Source organism: Acinetobacter sp. 1125_18A, assembly GCF_052824985.1.
In genome coordinates this window covers 139,678-158,529 of sequence record NZ_VTDG01000004.1, presented here as the reverse complement: position 1 = coordinate 158,529, position 18,852 = coordinate 139,678, and the positions used below count along the sequence as shown (strand labels likewise).

Here is an 18,852-nt window from a genome sequence, read left to right as displayed (position 1 = left end):
CAAAAATGCCCATTAGCTTTTAGATTGTTCGAAAATTCGAATAGACATGCCAAGTTTCATATCATTATTGTTCTACTAAAAACATTTATCCTTGTCTTATTCGCTACTTTAATCATTAAGTCGCCCAAATAAGGGAAGTATTATGCTCAACAATAAAATAAAGTTAAAACAAATGTGGTAAAGCAACTTCGATATGATGAATGAAAATATAAATAATCTCTAATTCAAATGGTGACCCAATATGCGAACTTTCTATACGATTCTCATCGGTATAATGCTACTCCTTGCAATTCTTTTTATAAGTCGAATATTACGTGGTCGCTTTAGTCCAACATTATTTTTTATTCTGTTCATCTTGATTTGGTTTGTAGCAATGAGCTGGAATATGTATATGGGCATACAAGCAGGATATGCGGTTAAAGAAGAATTCTTAATATTTTTACTTAATTTTGGTATTCCTTCTCTTCTCGCAACTTACTTCATATATAAAAAATAAAAGCTCTATTTAGCTTACTAAGGTTAAAAACCATCATGTAAACAACGATCAAAACTAGTGATTACTTATTATAAAGCACTCTCCAAAGAGAGTGCTTTTTGAGTTAACTTTTACTGGTTAAACATGATTAGGCATAGATTTGATCAATTAAAATTAGCTTTCCTTTTTTCGATAAAAGCCGCAATGCCCTCTTTATAATTGTCTGATTGTCCAGCAATACGCTGTAACTCTCGTTCCAACTGTAACTGTTCAGCCAAAGTATTTTGCGAGGCAGTATTTAAGGCCTTTTTAATTAGCGAAATCGAACTGCTTGGTTGCTCTGCCAAACGTTCCGCCAATTCAATCACGCCCTGATCAAAACCATCATCTTCATAGACCTCCCAAATAAGCCCCCAACTCAAAGCTTTCTGAGCAGATAGCTTATCCCCGAACATGGTCAAACCTTTGGCTCGGGCTAGCCCCACCAGATGTGGCAAATTCCACGTCCCACCTGCATCTGGGATTAAACCGACTTTGCAAAAAGATTGTATAAACGTAGCAGATTGTTTGGCCACAACAATATCGCAAGCCAAAGCCAAGTTCGCCCCTGCACCAGCCGCTACGCCATTGACCGCAGCCATAACAGGTTTAGCCATATTGGAAATTTTAACGACTAACGGATTATAAAATTTTTCTAAGGCAGCACCTGCATCATAATCAGCTGCGCTTATCACCTCTTTATTTCTCGCTCTTAAATCCTGACCCGCACAGAAGCCCTTACCTGAACCAGAGATTACAATGGCTTTAATCTCAGTAGAAACCGCCCACAGGTCTAAAATTGCAGCAATTTCACGATGCATTTGCTCATTAAAACTGTTAAGCACCTCGGGACGGTTTAAGGTTAAATAGCCCACCCGATTTTCCTGACGAATCAAAATATGTTGAAAATCCATTTATTTTTACTCATTTAAATACAAAACTTCCTGACCCTGCTTAAAAAGCAAAGTCATCTTGTTCTAGTTCCATTACCGCTTCAGCGCCCGATGCAATAGCAGCTGCATGACTTTGGGTACGATGTAATAATTTTTGAAAGAAAAATTTCGCTGTGGTTAATTTAGCCTGATAAAATTTTTCGTCCTGCGTTGCTTGACTTAACTTTTCATCTGCTACTTGTGCCATACGTGCCCAAAGATAAGCAAACACGACATAGCTAGAGAAATACAGATAATCAACTGAAACAGCGCCAATTTCTTCTGGGTTTTGCTGTGCATTTTTGGTAACACTGTCTGTGATTGATAACCACTGTTGCTTGAGTTCCGCCAGTTTTTCCAGATAAGCTGCCAATACGGTATTTGATTGGTTCGCTGTAATAAACTGTTCTATTAAATCAGTCATATTTTTTAATAGTTTGCCATCCGACTTGAGCACCTTACGTGCCAGCAAATCTACAGACTGAATCTCTGTAGTTCCCTCATACAAGGTTGAGATACGGGCATCACGAACAATTTGCTCCATGCCATGTTCAACAATAAATCCATGCCCACCAAAAATTTGTACGCCGTGTTTTGCCGCTTCATTGCCTGATTCAGTTAAAAAAGCTTTGGCAATCGGGGTTAAAAATGCCAACAATTCATCTGAGATTTTCTGTTGTTCAGGATCATTGGATGTTTCAACAATATCAACATGCTGAGCCAGAAAATATGCCAATGCGCGACCACCTTCAGAAAAGGCTTTTTGCGTCATTAACATCGAACGCACAGCTGGATGCACAATAATCGGATCAGCATTTTTATCTGGATATTTTGCACCTGATAAAGCACGCATCGCCAAACGTTCTTTGGCATAACTCAGCGCACCTTGAAATGAAATCTCCGAAGCAGCCAACCCTTGTACAGCTGTTCCAATACGTGCTGTGTTCATAAAGGTAAACATACAATTTAGCCCACGGTTTTCAGGGCCAATTAAATAGCCCTTGGCCCCATCAAAATTTAAAACACAGGTTGCATTGCCATGAATCCCCATCTTGTGTTCAATCGCACTACAGATAACATTATTGCGATCTTGGCAATCACCTGCATCATCGAGGTTAAATTTAGGCACGATAAACAGTGAAATCCCTTTGGTCCCCGCTGGTGCTTGTGGTAATCGGGCTAAAACAATATGAATAATATTTTCTGACAGATCATGCTCCCCAGCAGAAATGAAGATTTTTTCACCAGTTATTGCATAACTTCCATCTGGGTTTGGTTCGGCCTTGGTGCGGATCAAACCTAAATCTGAACCTGCATGTGACTCAGTTAGACACATTGTCCCTGTCCACACGCCACTAATCAGTTTGCTTAAAAATTGTTGCTTTTGTTCTGCTGTACCATGATGTTCAATGGTGCGCATTGCGCCATGCGATAAACCTGGATACATTGCCCAAGCCCAGTTAGAACCACACAGCATTTCTGAGATTGCAATACGCAATAAAGTAGGTAGGCCTTGACCGCCATACTCAGGATCCGCCGTCAGTGAGGTAAAACCCAATTCAGTATATTTATGATAAGCCTGTTTAAATCCCGCTGGGGTTGTAACAACACCCTGATTTAAATGACAACCTTCCTGATCACCATTTTGATTGATGGGTGCAAGCTCATTTTCACAAAAGTCTGCGGCGGCATCTAAATATTGATTGATCAATTCACGACTAACCGTTTCCTGATATTTGGGTAGTTTTTGGTAGTTTTCTTCTGTTTGCAGCATTTCATGCAATACAAATTGCATATCACGCAGTGGTGCTTTGTATAAAGGCATAGTGTTTCCCTTTCAGTTCTTCTGCCGATGATGCAGATAGAGATGATTTCCCTTAGATGACAATTTTATTTTACGATTGCTTAAAAATATCAAATAAATTTCTTATTGCAAAATTTATTTTCATTTTTATTAGATAGATTTATTCAAAAATACCGCCAAAAATATAACAAACCGACACAATAAGCTGTATTTGAACAATAATATTTAAATAAATCGAAATTCAAGTATAATATTTGATTAAAAAATAATTTTGTATAGCAAAATATTATTTCGTAAAATTAAATTTTATAGTATGGTAATTAGATCGCTTAACACTCCAAGGATGATTTATGGATAACCCTCAATACACAGGTCTTGAATTCTTAACTGCTTTAAAAAATGGTGAAATTTCAGCGTCGCCCATGGCGCAAACCATTCCTATGCAGTTAATCGAAGTTTCTAAAGGCAAAGCGACGTATAAGGTTACGCCAAGTCAAGCGCATCGAAATATACAAGGAACAATCCATGGCGGTTTTTGTGCGACTGCTTTAGATACTGCAACGGGAAGTGCAGCACATACCTTGCTGGAACATGGTATGGGTTATGGCACGATTGATCTCAATGTGAAAATGATTCGCCCAATGCAGATCGATACCGCCTACTACGCACAAGCTGAACTGATTAATGCTGGACGTAATATCATTACCACAGAAGGTAAAATTGTGGATGAAAATGGCAAAATTTATGCGTTTGCGACGGCAACACTGATGATCATACGAAAATAATAAAAAGACTAAGCCCTTTTACGACTTAGGGTCTGTTGACATTTCATAAATGGCTTGCGTTGTAGGCTAAAATTGAGCAGGCAAGGCAGGAAACGAAGAGAATAGCGAGACTATTTTCGAGTTTCATAACGAAGGCTGAGATAATTTTAGCCACAACCCTGAGCAAGAACAAAGCACTGCTTTGTTTGCAGCGCAAGGCGCAGCGGGGGACTAGTGTGTTTTTTGCCGCTACGTGTTACCTTGCGAAACGTTGTTTCTCATCATTTAGAATGACTAAATTTCGTATTTCGCGCCTCGTATCGCCTAAAAAACACACGTAGTCGCAAACGTAGACGAATTGTCAACAGCCCCTATTCTTTTATCACTGTTTTCTTCATGACATAAAAATCTATTCGGTCAATTATAAAACTTAGAATTGCCATGGCTAAACCCACAGCCACACAGACACTCCATCCCCAATGTTTCCACGTGTAGACCGCAACCAAAGAACCCAACGCAGCACCACCAAAATACAATGTCATATAAATAGAATTAATTCGAGAACGTGCTTGTGCTGAAATTCGATAGACCAGATTTTGGTTAAGTACATGAAAGGCCGATAAACCAAAATAAGCCAAAATCACACCTCCTGCATAAGCCAGCAAAGACTGTTGGGCAAAAAACAGTGGAATCCATGCCAGTACCAATAACCACATACAAATCAGTGCAACTTTATTTTCCAATCCTTTGGCAATTTGTTTTCCCGCCCAAGGAGTTGCAAACACACCCGCCAAACCAACTATGCCAAATAAACCAATTTGGAAATCATTGAAATGATAAGGCGCATTGGCAAGAATAAAAGTCATGGTGGTAAAGATCAACGCCAATATACCGAAGCCGATCCCACCTGCCAGACCGCGGCGGATTAAATGTGGCTGATCAACGGCCAATGTAAACAATGAACGATAAATTTGCAGCACTGTTAATTGATGAGATTTTCGAGCAACGGGTAATTTAAGCCACATCACTACTGCAAAAGCTAAAATCACCATACCACTGAGTAAATACACCGCATGCCATGACCAAACGGTCGAAAGTAAGCCTGCGATTGATCTGGCCAAGAGAATGCCTAAAAACAAGCCACTCATCAGTGTTCCGACAATTTGCGGGCTTTTTTGAGGGCTCGCCAAACCAGCAGCAAATGGCACCAAGACTTGTGTCGTAATCGAAAAGAAGGTGGCTAAAAAGGTAAAACCATACAATACGGGCAAACTTTGACTTAAAGAAAGTCCGATCTGGGCGAAACCTGTGCAGCACATCAACAAACAAATATAGCTACGCTTTTCAAAAAAATCACCGAGCGGCACCAAGATAAACAGACCAACGGCATAAGAGAGTTGGCCGATCACAATTGTTAAAGCGACTTGCTCTGCATTGACCTGTAATGCCTCGGCAATGGAATAAATCAAAGGCTGGTTATAATAGTTCGAACCCGCACAAATCCCACATGCCATTGCCATGATGAAAATAAAACTTTTTGACAAGATATGCGTTGTGTCAGGTTGAACTATTTTTTCCATTGCGCAGCTCACCTTATTTTAGAATTTGTACATCGACACAAAGTTAATGCGGGAAACATCTGCTGTTCTTCCATCAAACACTTCACGCTTACCTTGATGATATTCCATACCAATATCAATTTGCTCAGCAGGTGAATAAAACAGATTGGCAGCATAATCCGTTAAACGCTTATTTGCGTCAGGATTGAGTTTTGCATAGGCTGAATCATCATCAAAATCAAAAATCGATGCAGATAAATTTGCACGCCATTGCGGATTAAATTTATATGAATAGCCAATATTTAAGCTATTGAGTTTATTCATCTCTAAATCTGTTTTTTGCGCATTTAAAGAAAAATCACCTGCCGCATTTAAACTGGTTGCATTTGTCAGGCCAGTTTGTGTGGTATATGGCATGAATTTTTGATCACCCACGATATATTGATAATTCGCCTGTACAGATTGCGCTGGGCTTAGTTGGTATTTTAAACCAGCACCCGCGCCCCAACTGACTTTTTTAACCGTATCTTTCGCAACATCTACTGATTTTTCATTGACAAAACCTTGAGCCAAAGCCGTTAAGGCACCTTCTTTTACCGTATATCGACCTGTCAATGTCGGGAATGCTGAAACCCGAGATCCAGTGTATTCCAATGCGACTTTTAAATCACTCTTGCCATTTATCTTCCAGTCATAGCGCACTTGAGGTGTACGGGTATAAGAGGTTCCCATAAACTGAGTATAATCGACGGACTCTGTACGTGTTTCCATATTGGACATCAAAGACCATGTTTGACCGAAAGTCCAATCTTTATAAGTAAAGAAAGCATGACGAATACGGAATTTACCATCGCCTGTACCCATGTTGGCACTGTCAAAGAAATCGGCTTCAATATTTCCTGTTACAGCCTTATCTGGACTGTTGAAATACACCCCGATTCGACTGGCATTGATCATGGCATCTGAGCGGGCATGATCGGAACGTTTGTCACTTTCAAACGGAGTACGGTTTATGCTATTGGTGGTTCTTCCTCCCGAATCTGGTGAGGACTTAAAATCAACTGCAGCATCAAGTCGGGCAATTCCATAGACTTTAACATTGTCTGTCCAAGTCACCCACGAAGGTGCAATTGGTTTCGCGGTTTCAAGTGCTTTATTTTTTTCTACATTTTCTTCAATTTTTGCTTGTTTGACCTGCAAATTATTTTGTGACAGCTTTTGAGCTTCGAGTTCTGCTTTGAGTTTTTGCAGCTCTGTCTCTAACAGATTAATCCGTTGTTCTGCTGTCACTGGTGAATTTGCAAAAATAGTCCCTGAAGCCACAGCGCAAGCTGTAGCTAAAATTAATTTTTTCATCTTTTAATCCTTAAAGAAGCTTTTTTTCCTACGCTTATAAACTAAGCGTCTCGTGCATCTATCAACGGGCAGCCCGTTACTGCCTGTAATTCATCAAAACTTAGTCCCGAAACCATTTCAGTGACATAGGCTTTGTGATCTTTTAATTCAATAATGCATAAATCGGTATAAATACGATCTACACACTGCTCGCCTGTAATGGGATAACTCAATGCATCAACAATTTTAGCTTCGCCCTTTTTGGTGACATGCTCCATATAGACATAAATTGACTTGGCTCCCACCGCTAAATCCATTGCACCACCTACAGCGGGAACATCATCAGCTTTGCCAGTATGCCAATTGGCTAAATCGCCATTCACTGCAACCTGAAAAGCACCAATCACACAGATATCCAGATGCCCACCACGCATAATGTCAAATGAATCTCCGTGATGCATAAAGCAACCACCATCCAGTAAAGTCACTAACTCCTTTCCAGCATTGACCAAGTCCTCATCTTCTTCACCTGCTTTGGGTGGTGGGCCAAAGGCCAAAACCCCATTTTCTGAGTGCAGAAAGATTTCTTTGTCTTGAGGTAAATACTTCGCAACGTTGGTGGGTAAACCAATACCTAAATTGACATAAGCTCCTTCGGGAATATCCTGAGCAATCAACTGAGCGATATCTTCACGAGAACGTTTTTGAACTGACATTAGATATCTCCTACTTTGACAACATGCTGTACAAAAATCCCAGGTGTGATAATGCACTCAGGATCAAGGCTTCCTAGATCTACCGTATGATTCACTTGAACAATGGTTGTTTTTGCCGCTTTTGCCATAATCGGGCCAAAGTTCCGTGCTGCCTTACGATAGGTCAAATTCCCCCAACGATCGGCTTGATCGGCATAAATCAAAGCAAAGTCAGCTTCAAGCGGATACTCAAGTACATAGTTTCGACCATTAATGGTTCTGGTTTCTTTGCCTTCTGCGACTTTTGTGCCATAGCCTGTCGGTGTAAATATTGCACCTAGACCTGCACCTGCCGCTTGAATACGACAGGCTAAGTTGCCCTGTGGAACCAGTTCTAATTCAATCTTTCCTGCACGATATAAGTCTTGAAATACGGTCGAACCCGCTGACTTTGGAAATGAACTGATCATTTTTCTGACACAACCTGCAATGATCAGCTTGGTCAAACCACGATCACCAGAGGCAGCATTGTTATTGACAATGGTCAGCTCTTTTTTACCTAAATCGATTAAGGCTTCAATCAGTTCCGCAGGCTGACCTGTCACACCAAAACCACTGGTCATGATGGTTGCGCCATCAGGAATTGCCTTTAAAATCGGTTCAATGTCACTGGTGATTTTATTTATCATTTCGCTTGTCCCTTTTCATCCTTAAATTGACGTGACAGGTCAAATTGTCACTCTGCCTTTTGCGGGTTAAATAGTCGGTCTTTAATAAATAACAGTGGAATTACACCGCAAATAAAGTACGCCCCAGCCATCACCAACAGTCCTAAACCAATCGAACCATGTTGTGATAAATAACCGATGGTTAATGGAGAGAAAATTGAAAGTACTTTACCGATGTTATACGCACCGCCGACTGCCGAGCCTCGAATTGAGGTTGGAAAACTTTCAGTCATATACGTGGCATTGATTGCATACGGTATGCCGTATAGAAAACCAAAGAACAGCATGAGCCATAAAATATTGGCAGGCGTGTTAAGGTAAACAATCACGGGAATAAATAGAGCTGTGCCAATTGTGCCGAATGCAAATACAGCGCGGCGACCCAATTTATCCGCAATAATTCCAGCAATAATTTTGGCAAACATCATGATTAAGAAAGTGCCGACCATATACATCGCCATTTCTTTAAACTTGATTCCTAGATCAGATTCCAAATAAGCCGGCAGCCAGTTACTCACCCCGTAATAACCAAATTGCAAAGCACCAGTACTCAAAATCCACAGCACAAACATGGTGCCATGTTTCTTATCTTTCAAAATTTCCCAATACGGATTCTGACGTTTAACAGGCTGTGCATTTTGTGGCGTTGCAATGACTTTTAATTGGCGTGCTTTTTTCCATGACTCAGGCTCAGGTACGATAAAATGCATCAGTACTGATAAAATAATCGGGGTAATTGCAAGCCAATATAGGAAACGCCAGCCATGTTCAGGAATAATATGACCTGCCAATAAAGTCGCAAGTAAAGACCCCAAGGTATAGCCCGTCATCAGTGTTGCCAACACTGTAGAACGATGTTTGGTCGGCACCATTTCAGACATTAAAATATTACAGGCAATATAAAGTGCGCCTAAGCCCATTGCACCGACTGTTCTTAAAATCGCAAATTGCATATATGAATGGGTAAAACCCAATGCACAGGTCAGAACAGAAGAAAAAGCAATAAAGAATACAATCACGCGTACTCGGCCAAAGCGATCACAAGCCCATCCACCGACTAAACCACCCACAGCGGAACCTAACAGTGTCAAACTGCCCAATGTTCCTGCTTGTACACCGCTCAGATGAAACTCAGCCTTTAAACTGGTCAAACTTAACGCTAAAAAGCCTAAATCTGCGCCATCACAAAGCAAAGTAAAAAATGCAAAGATAAAGGCCGTAATCCAAATCTTTTTGGGTGTCTGAATCACCTCTCCAGCACCATTATTACCGCAATTATTTTGTGTAACTGTTTCCGTTGTCATGTCCATATCCTCAGAAGGAATATGAGGCATCCCCTGCCTCATGGCATCTAATTGTTATTAGGCTGTAGCATCCCTAATCATGTTTTTTGCGATAATCAATTGTTGAACTTGCGTGGTTCCTTCATATAAACGGAACAAACGCACATCACGATAAAAACGTTCAATGGCATATTCACTGATATAACCAGCACCACCGTGAATTTGTACGCAGCGATCTGCAACCCGACCACACATTTCAGTGGCAAACATTTTTGAACAAGATGCTTCTGTACTAATGTTTTCACCATTATCACGGCGACGCGCAGCATCGAGCACCATACATTTTGCCGCGTAAATCTCAGCTTTTGAGTCTGCAAGCATGGCTTGGATCAATTGAAAATTAGCAATCGGCTGACCAAATTGCTTACGCTCAATGGCATAGTGAAGTGCGTCATTTAACATCCGTTCAGCCACACCGACGCTATATGCACCAATATGTAAACGACCTTTATCTAAAACCTTCATGGCTGTTTTAAAACCAATACCTTCAATCCCACCAATCAGTGCTGATGCTGGAACGCGGCAGTTTTCAAAAATCACATCACAAGTATGAGAACCCTTTTGTCCCATCTTTTGATCGATTTTTCCCAAACTAATCCCAGGCGTATTGGCTTCAACTAAAAATGCAGAAATACCACTTGCGCCTTTAATATCAGGATTGGTCCGCGCCATCACGGTAAAAGTAGCAGCATGTGGTGCATTGGTAATAAAGCGTTTGGTACCATTTAAAACGTAAAAATCACCATCCTTGACCGCACTGGTTTTTAAAGAGGCGGCATCTGAACCTGCCTCAGGTTCGGTTAAGCAAAATGAACCAATAATTTCACCGCTGGCATAACGAGGAAGATATTTTTGTTTTTGTTTTTCTGTGCCATCAATCAAAATCGCACTTGAACCAATACCATTGTTGGTACCAATCAGTGAACGGAATGCTGGTGAAGTTTGTCCAAGTTCAAATGCAACATTCACCTCCTCTTCCATGGTAATTCCCAATCCACCATATTCTTCTGGAATGGTTAACCCAAACAAACCTAATTCACGCATTTGTTGCACGATATCCTCAGGAATTTTGTCCTGCTCGGCAACCTCATGTTCACGTGGAATCAATTCATTTTTTACAAAGTCACGAATTGTTGTGAGCAACTGTTGCAACATTCCTTCATCACGGATCATCTATGATCTCCCTTCTTTTGTAGCTTCATTGCATCCATCAGCTATTCCAGCTGGGTAATGGATACCCTGTTTTAAATCTTGTTTACTGCGAATGTGTTTCATAGTACGAGATTAAAAACACAAATTTCAAGCTTTTTTGAAAATTAATTTCATTAAGCGAAATTTTACGATATACCAATATTAAATATCAATCACTTAGAAAAATATGCTGACGATAAAGTGTCAAGAGGAGTAAAAACTACTTGAAATAAATTTCAAAACACGCATTATTAAAGAAACATAGTTTTGATCTGCGAAACAAGGAATCAAAAAATGAGTGAAATAACAGGGAACAGTTTCATTGAAGTTGACTATTCTGTTCAGAAAGTAGCGATCGTGAAGATTAATCGTCCAGAGGCTAAAAATGCCTTAAATACACAGGTACGTCAGCAACTGGCTCAAGTGTTTACTGAGTTAAGTTTTAATGACCAGATCCATGCCATTGTGCTTACAGGTGGTGAAGAAGTTTTTGCCGCAGGGGCAGACTTAAAAGAAATGGCAAGCGCAACCTCTACAGAAATGTTGCTACGTCATACAGAACGTTATTGGAATGCAATTGCGCAATGCCCTAAACCCGTGATTGCTGCTGTAAATGGTTATGCACTGGGTGGCGGTTGTGAACTTGCCATGCATAGCGACATTATTATTGCGGGTAAAGGCGCAACTTTTGGTCAACCTGAAATTAAAGTCGGTTTAATGCCTGGCGCTGGTGGAACCCAACGTCTCTTCCGTGCAGTGGGTAAATTCCACGCGATGCGTATGATCATGACGGGTGTAATGGTCAAAGCAGAAGAAGCATATAGCATTGGACTGGTTTCCCAAGTTACTGAAGATGACCAGACTATCTCAACCGCTATTCAAATGGCGCAAAATCTGACAAAAATGCCACCAATTGCCTTACAACAAATCAAAGAAGTTGCATTAATGAGCGAAGATGTTCCATTAAATGCAGGTTTGGCATTGGAGCGTAAATCATTTCAATTGTTGTTTTCGACCGAAGATAAAAATGAAGGTATTCAAGCATTTATTGAAAAGCGTAAACCATCATATCAAGGCAAATAAGTTTAATCGATAACAACAATGGAATAGAAATGGCTAGAAAAGTATTGATTAGTGCAGGCGGTTCAGGAATTGGACGATGTATTGCAGAAGCATTCTTAGCACATCACGATGAAGTTTTCGTTTGTGATATCAATGCAGAAAGCTTAGCGCAATTCCAAAAGGCCTATCCTGCACTACATATTTATGCATGTGATTTATCTAACCATGATGAAATCAAATCTATGTTTAGTGATGCCATCAGCAAACTGGGGCATATTGATGTTCTGGTCAATAATACAGGGATTTCTGGCCCAACCATCGCAGCAGAAGAATTGAGTTTTGCCGATTGGAGTGCTGTATTAAACCTTAATTTAAATAGTACCTTTGCGATCACCCAACTCGCTATCCCCTTTTTAAAACAGTCGGAAGCAGGTGTCATTATCAATATGTCATCGATCGCTGGACGTTTGGGCTATCCATATCGTTTGGCTTACGCGACCTCTAAATGGGGATTGATTGGTTTTACCAAAACATTGTCGATGGAACTTGGTGCAGACAATATTCGAGTCAATGCCATACTTCCAGGTGCAGTGGATGGGGAACGTGTTCAACGGGTGTTACAAGCGCGTGCAGATATCGCTCAAACTTCTTTGGATGCCGTTACGCAAAATGCACTTAAAAATCAATCGCTCAAATATTTTGTCAATCCAAAGCATATTGCCGATTTGTGTATATTTTTAGCCTCGGAAAGCAGTTGCTCTATTTCTGGACAAATTTTACCGATTGATGGTGATAAACAATGTCTGAGTTAACCCACCAAACTGTACTGGTTTCTTTCGTTTCTATTTTTTCCGTCTCTAATTTTTCGTTTAATCTGGATCAGTTATCAGGATGATCGACATGACTTATGATATTCAAAGCATGGCTGTAATTGGTGTTGGTATTATGGGCAGCGGTATTGCTCAAATTGCCGCACAATCAGGTCATACCACCTATTTATATGACACCAAAGAAGGTGCTGCGCTACAGGCCAAAGAAAAGCTGGCAGCAACTTTTCAAAAGCTGGTCGATAAAAATAAAATCAGCGCTGAACAGGCGGAAAATGCCAACAAACATTTGATCGTTGCAGCGCAACTTGAAGATTTAAAAGCCTGCGACTTGATTGTGGAAGCGATTATTGAGCGTTTAGATATCAAACAAGCGTTGATGCAACAACTCGAAGAGATCGTTTCAGACACCACTATTTTAGCCTCAAATACTTCATCGCTTTCAATCACAGCCATTGCAGCAAACTGTAAAAAACCACAACGTGTAGTCGGTTTCCATTTTTTTAATCCAGTACCACTGATGAAAGTTGTGGAAGTGATCCAAGGATTAAAAACGGATCCACGTATTGTAGATGCATTAAATGAGCTATCACGTGCATTTGGTCATCGACCTGTTGTTGCCAAAGATACCCCAGGATTTATTATTAATCATGCGGGGCGCGCCTATGGCACCGAAGCGTTAAAAATCTTAAATGAAAACGTCTGTGACATCAGTGAAATTGACCGCATTTTAAGAGATGGTGTTGGTTTTAGAATGGGACCATTCGAACTCATGGATTTAACAGGACTGGATGTATCACATCCTGTAATGGAGTCGATTTATCATCAATACTATGAAGAAGCCCGTTACAAGCCCAATCCATTGACCAAACAAATGCTTGAAGCCAAACAACTTGGGCGTAAAGTTAATCAAGGCTTTTACCACTATGAAACAGGCACAAAAACAGGTGAAAAACCCGCACAGTTTGTTGAGCGTTTAACAGACTATCCAAAAGTTTGGATTGCAGCTGATTTTGCTGAAGATAAACAACAACTGGAAGATTATTTAATCCAGCAAAATATTGTCTTAGATACAGGTTTAGAACCATTACCTGAGAGTTTATGTTTACTCGCTTGCTACGGTGAAGATACCACCCAAGCAGCGACACGTTTAAAAGTCAATCCACAACAAGCTGTTGGCATAGATATGCTATATGGCATAAGCAAACATAGAACGTTAATGCCGTCACTGGCGACAAGCACTGAGTATCGTCAAGCAGCCCACTCTATGTTTAATTTAGATGGTGCTATGGTCAGCATGATCGCTGAAAGTATTGGCTTCGTGGCACAACGTGTTTTAGCCATGGTGATTAATTTAGGTTGTGATATTGCACAACAAAATATTGCTAGTGTCGATGATATCAATGCCGCAGTCCGTTTAGGTTTAGGCTATCCCTTTGGCCCTATTGAATGGGGTGATCATATCGGTAGCCAAAAAATCTTACTCATTCTCAATCGTATCTCAACACTGACCTACGACCCACGTTATCGCCCTAGCCCATGGTTACAACGTCGTGTCGCATTAAATTTACCGCTTACTTTTAATTCTGGATTTTGAAAAGGAACTTCTCAATGTTAAATGCCTATATTTATGATGGTTTACGTAGCCCGATTGGTCGTCATGCAGGTGAGCTTGCTTCAGTACGTCCAGATGATTTAGCTGCGGCAGTTTTGCAAAAGCTCCTTGAAAAAACTGGGGTTCCGGGCGCAGCGATTGAAGATGTTATTTTAGGCGATACCAACCAAGGTGGTGAAGACAGTCGTAATGTTGCCAGAAATGCCCTATTAATCGCGGGCTTACCTGTGACTGTTCCCGGCCAAACTGTAAACCGTTTATGTGCAAGTGGTTTGGGTGCTGTGATTGACTCTGCACGTGCCATTACCTGTGGCGAAGGCGACTTGTATATTGCAGGTGGTGTAGAAAGCATGTCACGTGCTCCATTTGTGATGGGTAAAGCTGAAACTGCCTATAGCCGTGAGGCCAAAATTTACGACACCACAATTGGCTCACGCTTTCCAAACAAAAAACTGATTGCACAATACGGTGGTCACTCAATGCCTGAAACTGGTGACAATGTCGCAGTTGAGTTTGGCATTACCCGTGAACAGGCAGATTTATTTGCTGCCCAATCACAAGCCAAGTATCAAACAGCCAAACAAGACGGCTTTTTTACTGGTGAAATTACCCCAATTGAAGTCTTTCAAGGCAAAAAGTTACCACCAAAACTGGTTTCTGAAGATGAGCACCCTCGCCCAAGCTCAACTGTTGAAGCCTTAACCAAATTAAAACCATTATTTGAAGGTGGTGTCGTCACTGCTGGAAATGCATCGGGTATTAACGATGGTGCTGCTGCATTGCTCATCGGTTCCGAAGCAGCGGGCCAAAAATATGGCTTAAAGCCAATGGCAAAAATCTTGTCAGCAGCAGCAGCAGGTATTGAACCTCGTATTATGGGTGCTGGCCCAATCGAAGCAATCAAAAAAGCCGTTGCACGTGCAGGGCTAACTTTAGATGATATGGATATCATTGAAATCAATGAAGCTTTTGCTTCACAAGTATTATCTTGCTTAAAAGGTTTAGATGTTGATTTTAATGATCCGCGTGTCAACCCAAATGGTGGTGCAATTGCCATTGGCCACCCACTTGGGGCTTCTGGTGCACGTCTTGCACTGACAGTTTCGCGTGAGCTGATCCGCCGCAATAAGAAATATGCTGTCGTTAGCTTATGTATCGGCGTAGGACAAGGCTTAGCTATGGTGATTGAAAACGTGTCATAGCATTGACTGTTTAATCACTAACCGAGTATCCATTCATCACAACAGCGCAGTGATGAATGGATTTATTTTGCAGAGCGAAATATAATAGCCAAACTGTTGCTTTATTATATTTGAGTATTGAATGTCTCAGAATTCAGAAACTGAACAACCTATAAATTTTGATGAGATACGTCTTGATCCTATTTCACATATTCATCGGGAAAATAACCCCCAATTTATCGCTTCTTTAGCACGTGGTTTAGAGCTATTACGTTGTTTTTCTGCCAACAATCAAGTCTTGGGTAACCAAGAACTGGCAAAAATGACGGGTTTACCAAAACCAACCATTGCGCGGATAACCAATACCTTAGTGTCATTAGGCTATTTAAAACAACTACCGAACTCCACCAAATATACCTTGGATATCGGTGTTTTATCTTTAGGCTATGCAGCCTTGTCCAATATTTCTATCCGTAATATTGCACATCGCTATATGGAAGAAATGAGCCAATATGTACAAGCACCTGTTGCGATGGCAACCCGTGATCGTTTAAATATGGTCTATATCGATGTGGTTCAGATCGAAACTGCTTTAAATATGCGCCGTCCCATCGGCTCAACCCTACCCATTCACAGCAGTTCCATGGGTCGAGCTTGCTTGGCGGCTACACCTGAACGTGAGCGTAACTTTTTACTGGATGCGCTTAAACAAAAAAATGCTGAAAACTGGCCTGCAATTAAACGTTCTTTAGAACGAGCTTTCCGAGATTATCAAGATTACGGATATTGCCTTTCTTTAGGTGAATGGCATAAAGAAGTAAACTCTGTTGCTGTACCTTTAGTCAGCTCCAAACATGGTCTTTATGTGTTTAACTGCGGTGCACCAAGTTTTCATTTAAACCCTGAAAAACTTGAAGGTGAAATTGGTCCCCGTTTAATCCATATGGTGCACAACATTCAAGATGCTTTGAGTGAAACGCCTTAACAACCATGTTTAAAATCAGATGCGTAAAATCAGCAGATACATGGTTGTGTGGATTAAAAGTTCCGATTTCATAATGACAAACCATAGGCATGATGAAAAACACTCTCTATACCCCAACCATTATTTTAATGGCAGTTGCAGCAGGCATCTGTACTGGTGGGAATTATTTTAGCCAACCACTGATTCATTCCATTAGTCTAAGTTTAAATTTAGCAGATACCACCACAGCATGGGTGCCTACTTTAGCGCAAATCACCTATGCAGCAGGTCTGCTGTTTTTAATGCCTTTAGGGGATATTCTCGAAAAGCGTAAGTTGTTGTTTATATTTATGCTGCTTGCCTCAATTGGGCTAATTATTAGTGGTTTTTCCCAGAATATTTATCTGTTAATGTTCGGTACCATCATTACAGGGTTATTTTCTAGTTCAGCCCAACTGTTGTTACCACTGGCTGCCAGTCTGGTTCCAATTCAACATAGTGGTCGTGTTGTTGGTTTTTTACTGAGTGGGTTAATGATGGGTGTCTTATTGGCACGCTCATTATCAGGGATGATGTCGACGCTTTTTGCTTGGAATGTTATTTATCTGCTCAGCGGTTTTTTATTATTGCTCATTGCGATTATTTTGTACCGTAATATTGGCTTATTTCCTCCAACCAAATCTGAAAATTATCTCAAAACAATTCACTCACTGCCGCAAATCTTTATTCAAAATCGTCGCCTAAGAATCAGAACCTATATTGGTGGATTAACCTTTGCCTGTGTAAGCTTAACCTTTACCACCATGTCTTTACTCTTAGCTCCTGCGCCTTATTTTTTCAGTGATTTTACGATTGGCTTATTTGGGTTTGTCGGTGTTTTAGGGACATTCGTTGCCAATTTTTCAGGTAAATTTATTGATCAAGGCTATATTCATAAAATTTCGATATGTTGTGGTATCGGTCTGATTTTAAGTTGGCTATTGTTTTTGTTGCTTTCTTATCATTTTATCTTTTATATCATTGCCTTACTTATCCTTTATGCTTCGCTCTCGGCTGTTCATGTCACCAATCAGAGTATTGTCTTTAAGCTTAACCAACAATTGCGTTCACGTTTCAATGCCATCTATATGACAGGTTATTTCGCTGGTGGTGCTTTAGGGACCACGAGTGGAAGCTATGCATGGAAACATTTTGGCTGGACAGGTGTATGTATCTTGGGCTTAGTTTTTGCCCTGCTGTGTCTATATTATTGTCTTGCAGATGCTAAAAATCAGCACAATTCATAGTGTTGTGCTGATCTTTAAAAGCAGTCTTTCATCATCGAGATAAAGCTGAACTCAAATAGATGTTTATAAAAGCCCGAATAAACGTCCACGAATAATGTCTTCTGCATCTTTTACAATACGGTTGACCAGTTCATCACATGTCGGAATGTCATGGATCAGACTGGCAACCAAACCACATGACCACGCCCCAGCATTGACATCACCATCGATCATCACTTTAGGATAAACACCTGCAACTTCTTCAATGATATCTTCAAATTTAATCTGGTCACCAAGTGCTTTTTCTTTGGCTACAATTTTTTCTACAGCTGCATTATTCATAACGCGCTCAGTATTACGCAAAGCGCGCATAATTAAACGGGTATCTCTTTCCGTAGCATTCAGGATCGCCTGTTTCACATTTGCATGTACTGGCGCTTCTTGAGTTGCAATAAAACGTGTTCCCATATTAATACCATCCGCCCCCATGGCTAAAGCGGCAGCAAGTGAGCGTCCATCAGCCATACCACCTGATGCAACAAATGGAATTTCTAAGGTATCGGCAGCTAAAGGCAATAAAATCATATTCGGTACATCATCTTCACCGGGGTGCCCACCACACTCAAAACCATCGACAGAAACAGCATCACATCCAATTTTTTGAGCTTTTAGACTATGCCGAACCGAAGTACATTTATGAATCACTTTAATTCCAGCGGCCTTTAAATAAGGCATGACCTGTTCAGGATTACGACCTGCTGTTTCTACAACTTTTACCCCACCCTTAATAATTGCCTCGACAAAACCCGGATAATCAGGTGTATTGACTGTGGGTAAGAAAGTTAGATTGACACCAAAAGGCTTATCGGTCATTTCTCGACATCGGGCAATTTCTTTTGCTAGATTTTCAGGTGTTCGCTGGGTTAAACCGGTAATAATGCCTAACCCACCCGCATTTGAAACTGCAGCAGCCAGCTCGGCAAAACCGACATAATGCATACCGCCTTGAATAATCGGATGTTCAATTTCAAATAATTCTGTAATTTTGGTTTTCATATTCTTTCCACTCACTA

Annotated in this window: 16 protein-coding genes; 7 read left to right on the top strand and 9 right to left on the bottom strand. The window is 40.7% G+C overall.

The genetic code is table 11. The features are described 5' to 3' along the window. Positions 1–639: 639 nt before the first annotated feature. A complete protein-coding gene (locus FY049_RS08890; RefSeq protein WP_446083555.1) occupies positions 640–1,428 on the bottom strand; it encodes an enoyl-CoA hydratase-related protein in 789 nt (262 codons plus the stop codon). Between the two features lie 40 nt (positions 1,429–1,468). Beyond that, on the bottom strand, positions 1,469–3,271 hold the full coding sequence (locus FY049_RS08885; RefSeq protein WP_446083554.1) for an acyl-CoA dehydrogenase C-terminal domain-containing protein: 1,803 nt from the start codon (positions 3,269–3,271) through the stop codon (positions 1,469–1,471). 329 nt (positions 3,272–3,600) lie between these two features. On the opposite strand from FY049_RS08885, the gene FY049_RS08880 reads away from it, so the two are divergent. Next, positions 3,601–4,035 carry a PaaI family thioesterase gene (locus FY049_RS08880; RefSeq protein WP_004721448.1) on the top strand — a complete coding sequence of 145 codons (435 nt, stop codon included), beginning with the start codon at positions 3,601–3,603 and terminating at the stop codon, positions 4,033–4,035. Positions 4,036–4,385: 350 nt separating this feature from the next. Here the strand turns inward: FY049_RS08880 and FY049_RS08875 are convergent, their stop codons facing one another. The 6 genes from FY049_RS08875 to FY049_RS08850 are packed head-to-tail and all read right to left on the bottom strand — an operon-like array spanning position 4,386 to position 10,847. Beyond that, positions 4,386–5,594, bottom strand: a complete 1,209-nt coding sequence (locus FY049_RS08875) for an MFS transporter (RefSeq protein ID WP_446083553.1) — start codon at positions 5,592–5,594, stop codon at positions 4,386–4,388. Between the two features lie 18 nt (positions 5,595–5,612). Further along, positions 5,613–6,929 (bottom strand): outer membrane trimeric porin-like protein DcaP, encoded by a 1,317-nt coding sequence (gene dcaP, locus FY049_RS08870; protein WP_262781824.1) that lies wholly within the window; start codon positions 6,927–6,929, stop codon positions 5,613–5,615. A gap of 41 nt (positions 6,930–6,970) precedes the next feature. Next, the gene (locus FY049_RS08865; protein ID WP_034614881.1) at positions 6,971–7,624 is read right to left on the bottom strand and encodes a 3-oxoacid CoA-transferase subunit B; all 654 of its coding nucleotides are present in this window, start codon (positions 7,622–7,624) and stop codon (positions 6,971–6,973) included. Next, the gene (locus tag FY049_RS08860; protein WP_004721455.1) at positions 7,624–8,292 is read right to left on the bottom strand and encodes a 3-oxoacid CoA-transferase subunit A; all 669 of its coding nucleotides are present in this window, start codon (positions 8,290–8,292) and stop codon (positions 7,624–7,626) included. The genes FY049_RS08865 and FY049_RS08860 overlap by 1 nt, the downstream gene beginning before the upstream one ends. A 47-nt stretch (positions 8,293–8,339) precedes the next feature. Further along, a complete protein-coding gene (locus FY049_RS08855) occupies positions 8,340–9,635 on the bottom strand; it encodes an MFS transporter (RefSeq protein WP_446083552.1) in 1,296 nt (431 codons plus the stop codon). Between the two features lie 57 nt (positions 9,636–9,692). Then, positions 9,693–10,847 carry an acyl-CoA dehydrogenase family protein gene (locus tag FY049_RS08850; protein WP_446083551.1) on the bottom strand — a complete coding sequence of 385 codons (1,155 nt, stop codon included), beginning with the start codon at positions 10,845–10,847 and terminating at the stop codon, positions 9,693–9,695. A 312-nt stretch (positions 10,848–11,159) separates the two neighbouring features. Here FY049_RS08850 and FY049_RS08845 point away from each other — a divergent pair, with 312 nt between their 5' ends. The 6 genes from FY049_RS08845 (at position 11,160) to FY049_RS08820 (ending at position 17,800) form a co-directional block, all read left to right on the top strand. Continuing rightward, complete coding sequence (locus FY049_RS08845) at positions 11,160–11,948, top strand: enoyl-CoA hydratase (protein ID WP_446083550.1); 789 nt, start codon at positions 11,160–11,162, stop codon at positions 11,946–11,948. A gap of 29 nt (positions 11,949–11,977) precedes the next feature. Next, positions 11,978–12,739 (top strand): SDR family oxidoreductase, encoded by a 762-nt coding sequence (locus FY049_RS08840; protein WP_446083549.1) that lies wholly within the window; start codon positions 11,978–11,980, stop codon positions 12,737–12,739. 88 nt (positions 12,740–12,827) lie between these two features. After that, positions 12,828–14,351 (top strand): 3-hydroxyacyl-CoA dehydrogenase, encoded by a 1,524-nt coding sequence (locus FY049_RS08835; RefSeq protein ID WP_419304785.1) that lies wholly within the window; start codon positions 12,828–12,830, stop codon positions 14,349–14,351. A 14-nt stretch (positions 14,352–14,365) separates the two neighbouring features. Beyond that, on the top strand, positions 14,366–15,571 hold the full coding sequence (locus tag FY049_RS08830) for a 3-oxoadipyl-CoA thiolase (protein WP_056512953.1): 1,206 nt from the start codon (positions 14,366–14,368) through the stop codon (positions 15,569–15,571). A 121-nt stretch (positions 15,572–15,692) separates the two neighbouring features. Further along, complete coding sequence (locus tag FY049_RS08825) at positions 15,693–16,535, top strand: IclR family transcriptional regulator (RefSeq protein WP_004721464.1); 843 nt, start codon at positions 15,693–15,695, stop codon at positions 16,533–16,535. A gap of 89 nt (positions 16,536–16,624) precedes the next feature. Next, positions 16,625–17,800 carry an MFS transporter gene (locus FY049_RS08820; RefSeq protein WP_419304782.1) on the top strand — a complete coding sequence of 392 codons (1,176 nt, stop codon included), beginning with the start codon at positions 16,625–16,627 and terminating at the stop codon, positions 17,798–17,800. A gap of 63 nt (positions 17,801–17,863) precedes the next feature. On the opposite strand, the gene FY049_RS08815 is transcribed toward FY049_RS08820, so the two are convergent. Further along, positions 17,864–18,835, bottom strand: coding sequence for an NAD(P)H-dependent flavin oxidoreductase (locus tag FY049_RS08815; RefSeq protein ID WP_004721466.1), 972 nt, complete (start codon positions 18,833–18,835; stop codon positions 17,864–17,866). Positions 18,836–18,852 lie beyond the last annotated feature (17 nt).

Coding starts and splice junctions, on each gene's coding strand:
- FY049_RS08890 (WP_446083555.1), bottom strand. CDS start 1,428: ATGGATTTTCAACATATTTTGATTCGTCAGGAAAATCGGGTGGGCTAT.
- FY049_RS08885 (WP_446083554.1), bottom strand. CDS start 3,271: ATGCCTTTATACAAAGCACCACTGCGTGATATGCAATTTGTATTGCAT.
- FY049_RS08880 (WP_004721448.1), top strand. CDS start 3,601: ATGGATAACCCTCAATACACAGGTCTTGAATTCTTAACTGCTTTAAAA.
- FY049_RS08875 (WP_446083553.1), bottom strand. CDS start 5,594: ATGGAAAAAATAGTTCAACCTGACACAACGCATATCTTGTCAAAAAGT.
- dcaP (WP_262781824.1), bottom strand. CDS start 6,929: ATGAAAAAATTAATTTTAGCTACAGCTTGCGCTGTGGCTTCAGGGACT.
- FY049_RS08865 (WP_034614881.1), bottom strand. CDS start 7,624: ATGTCAGTTCAAAAACGTTCTCGTGAAGATATCGCTCAGTTGATTGCT.
- FY049_RS08860 (WP_004721455.1), bottom strand. CDS start 8,292: ATGATAAATAAAATCACCAGTGACATTGAACCGATTTTAAAGGCAATT.
- FY049_RS08855 (WP_446083552.1), bottom strand. CDS start 9,635: ATGACAACGGAAACAGTTACACAAAATAATTGCGGTAATAATGGTGCT.
- FY049_RS08850 (WP_446083551.1), bottom strand. CDS start 10,847: ATGATCCGTGATGAAGGAATGTTGCAACAGTTGCTCACAACAATTCGT.
- FY049_RS08845 (WP_446083550.1), top strand. CDS start 11,160: ATGAGTGAAATAACAGGGAACAGTTTCATTGAAGTTGACTATTCTGTT.
- FY049_RS08840 (WP_446083549.1), top strand. CDS start 11,978: ATGGCTAGAAAAGTATTGATTAGTGCAGGCGGTTCAGGAATTGGACGA.
- FY049_RS08835 (WP_419304785.1), top strand. CDS start 12,828: ATGACTTATGATATTCAAAGCATGGCTGTAATTGGTGTTGGTATTATG.
- FY049_RS08830 (WP_056512953.1), top strand. CDS start 14,366: ATGTTAAATGCCTATATTTATGATGGTTTACGTAGCCCGATTGGTCGT.
- FY049_RS08825 (WP_004721464.1), top strand. CDS start 15,693: ATGTCTCAGAATTCAGAAACTGAACAACCTATAAATTTTGATGAGATA.
- FY049_RS08820 (WP_419304782.1), top strand. CDS start 16,625: ATGATGAAAAACACTCTCTATACCCCAACCATTATTTTAATGGCAGTT.
- FY049_RS08815 (WP_004721466.1), bottom strand. CDS start 18,835: ATGAAAACCAAAATTACAGAATTATTTGAAATTGAACATCCGATTATT.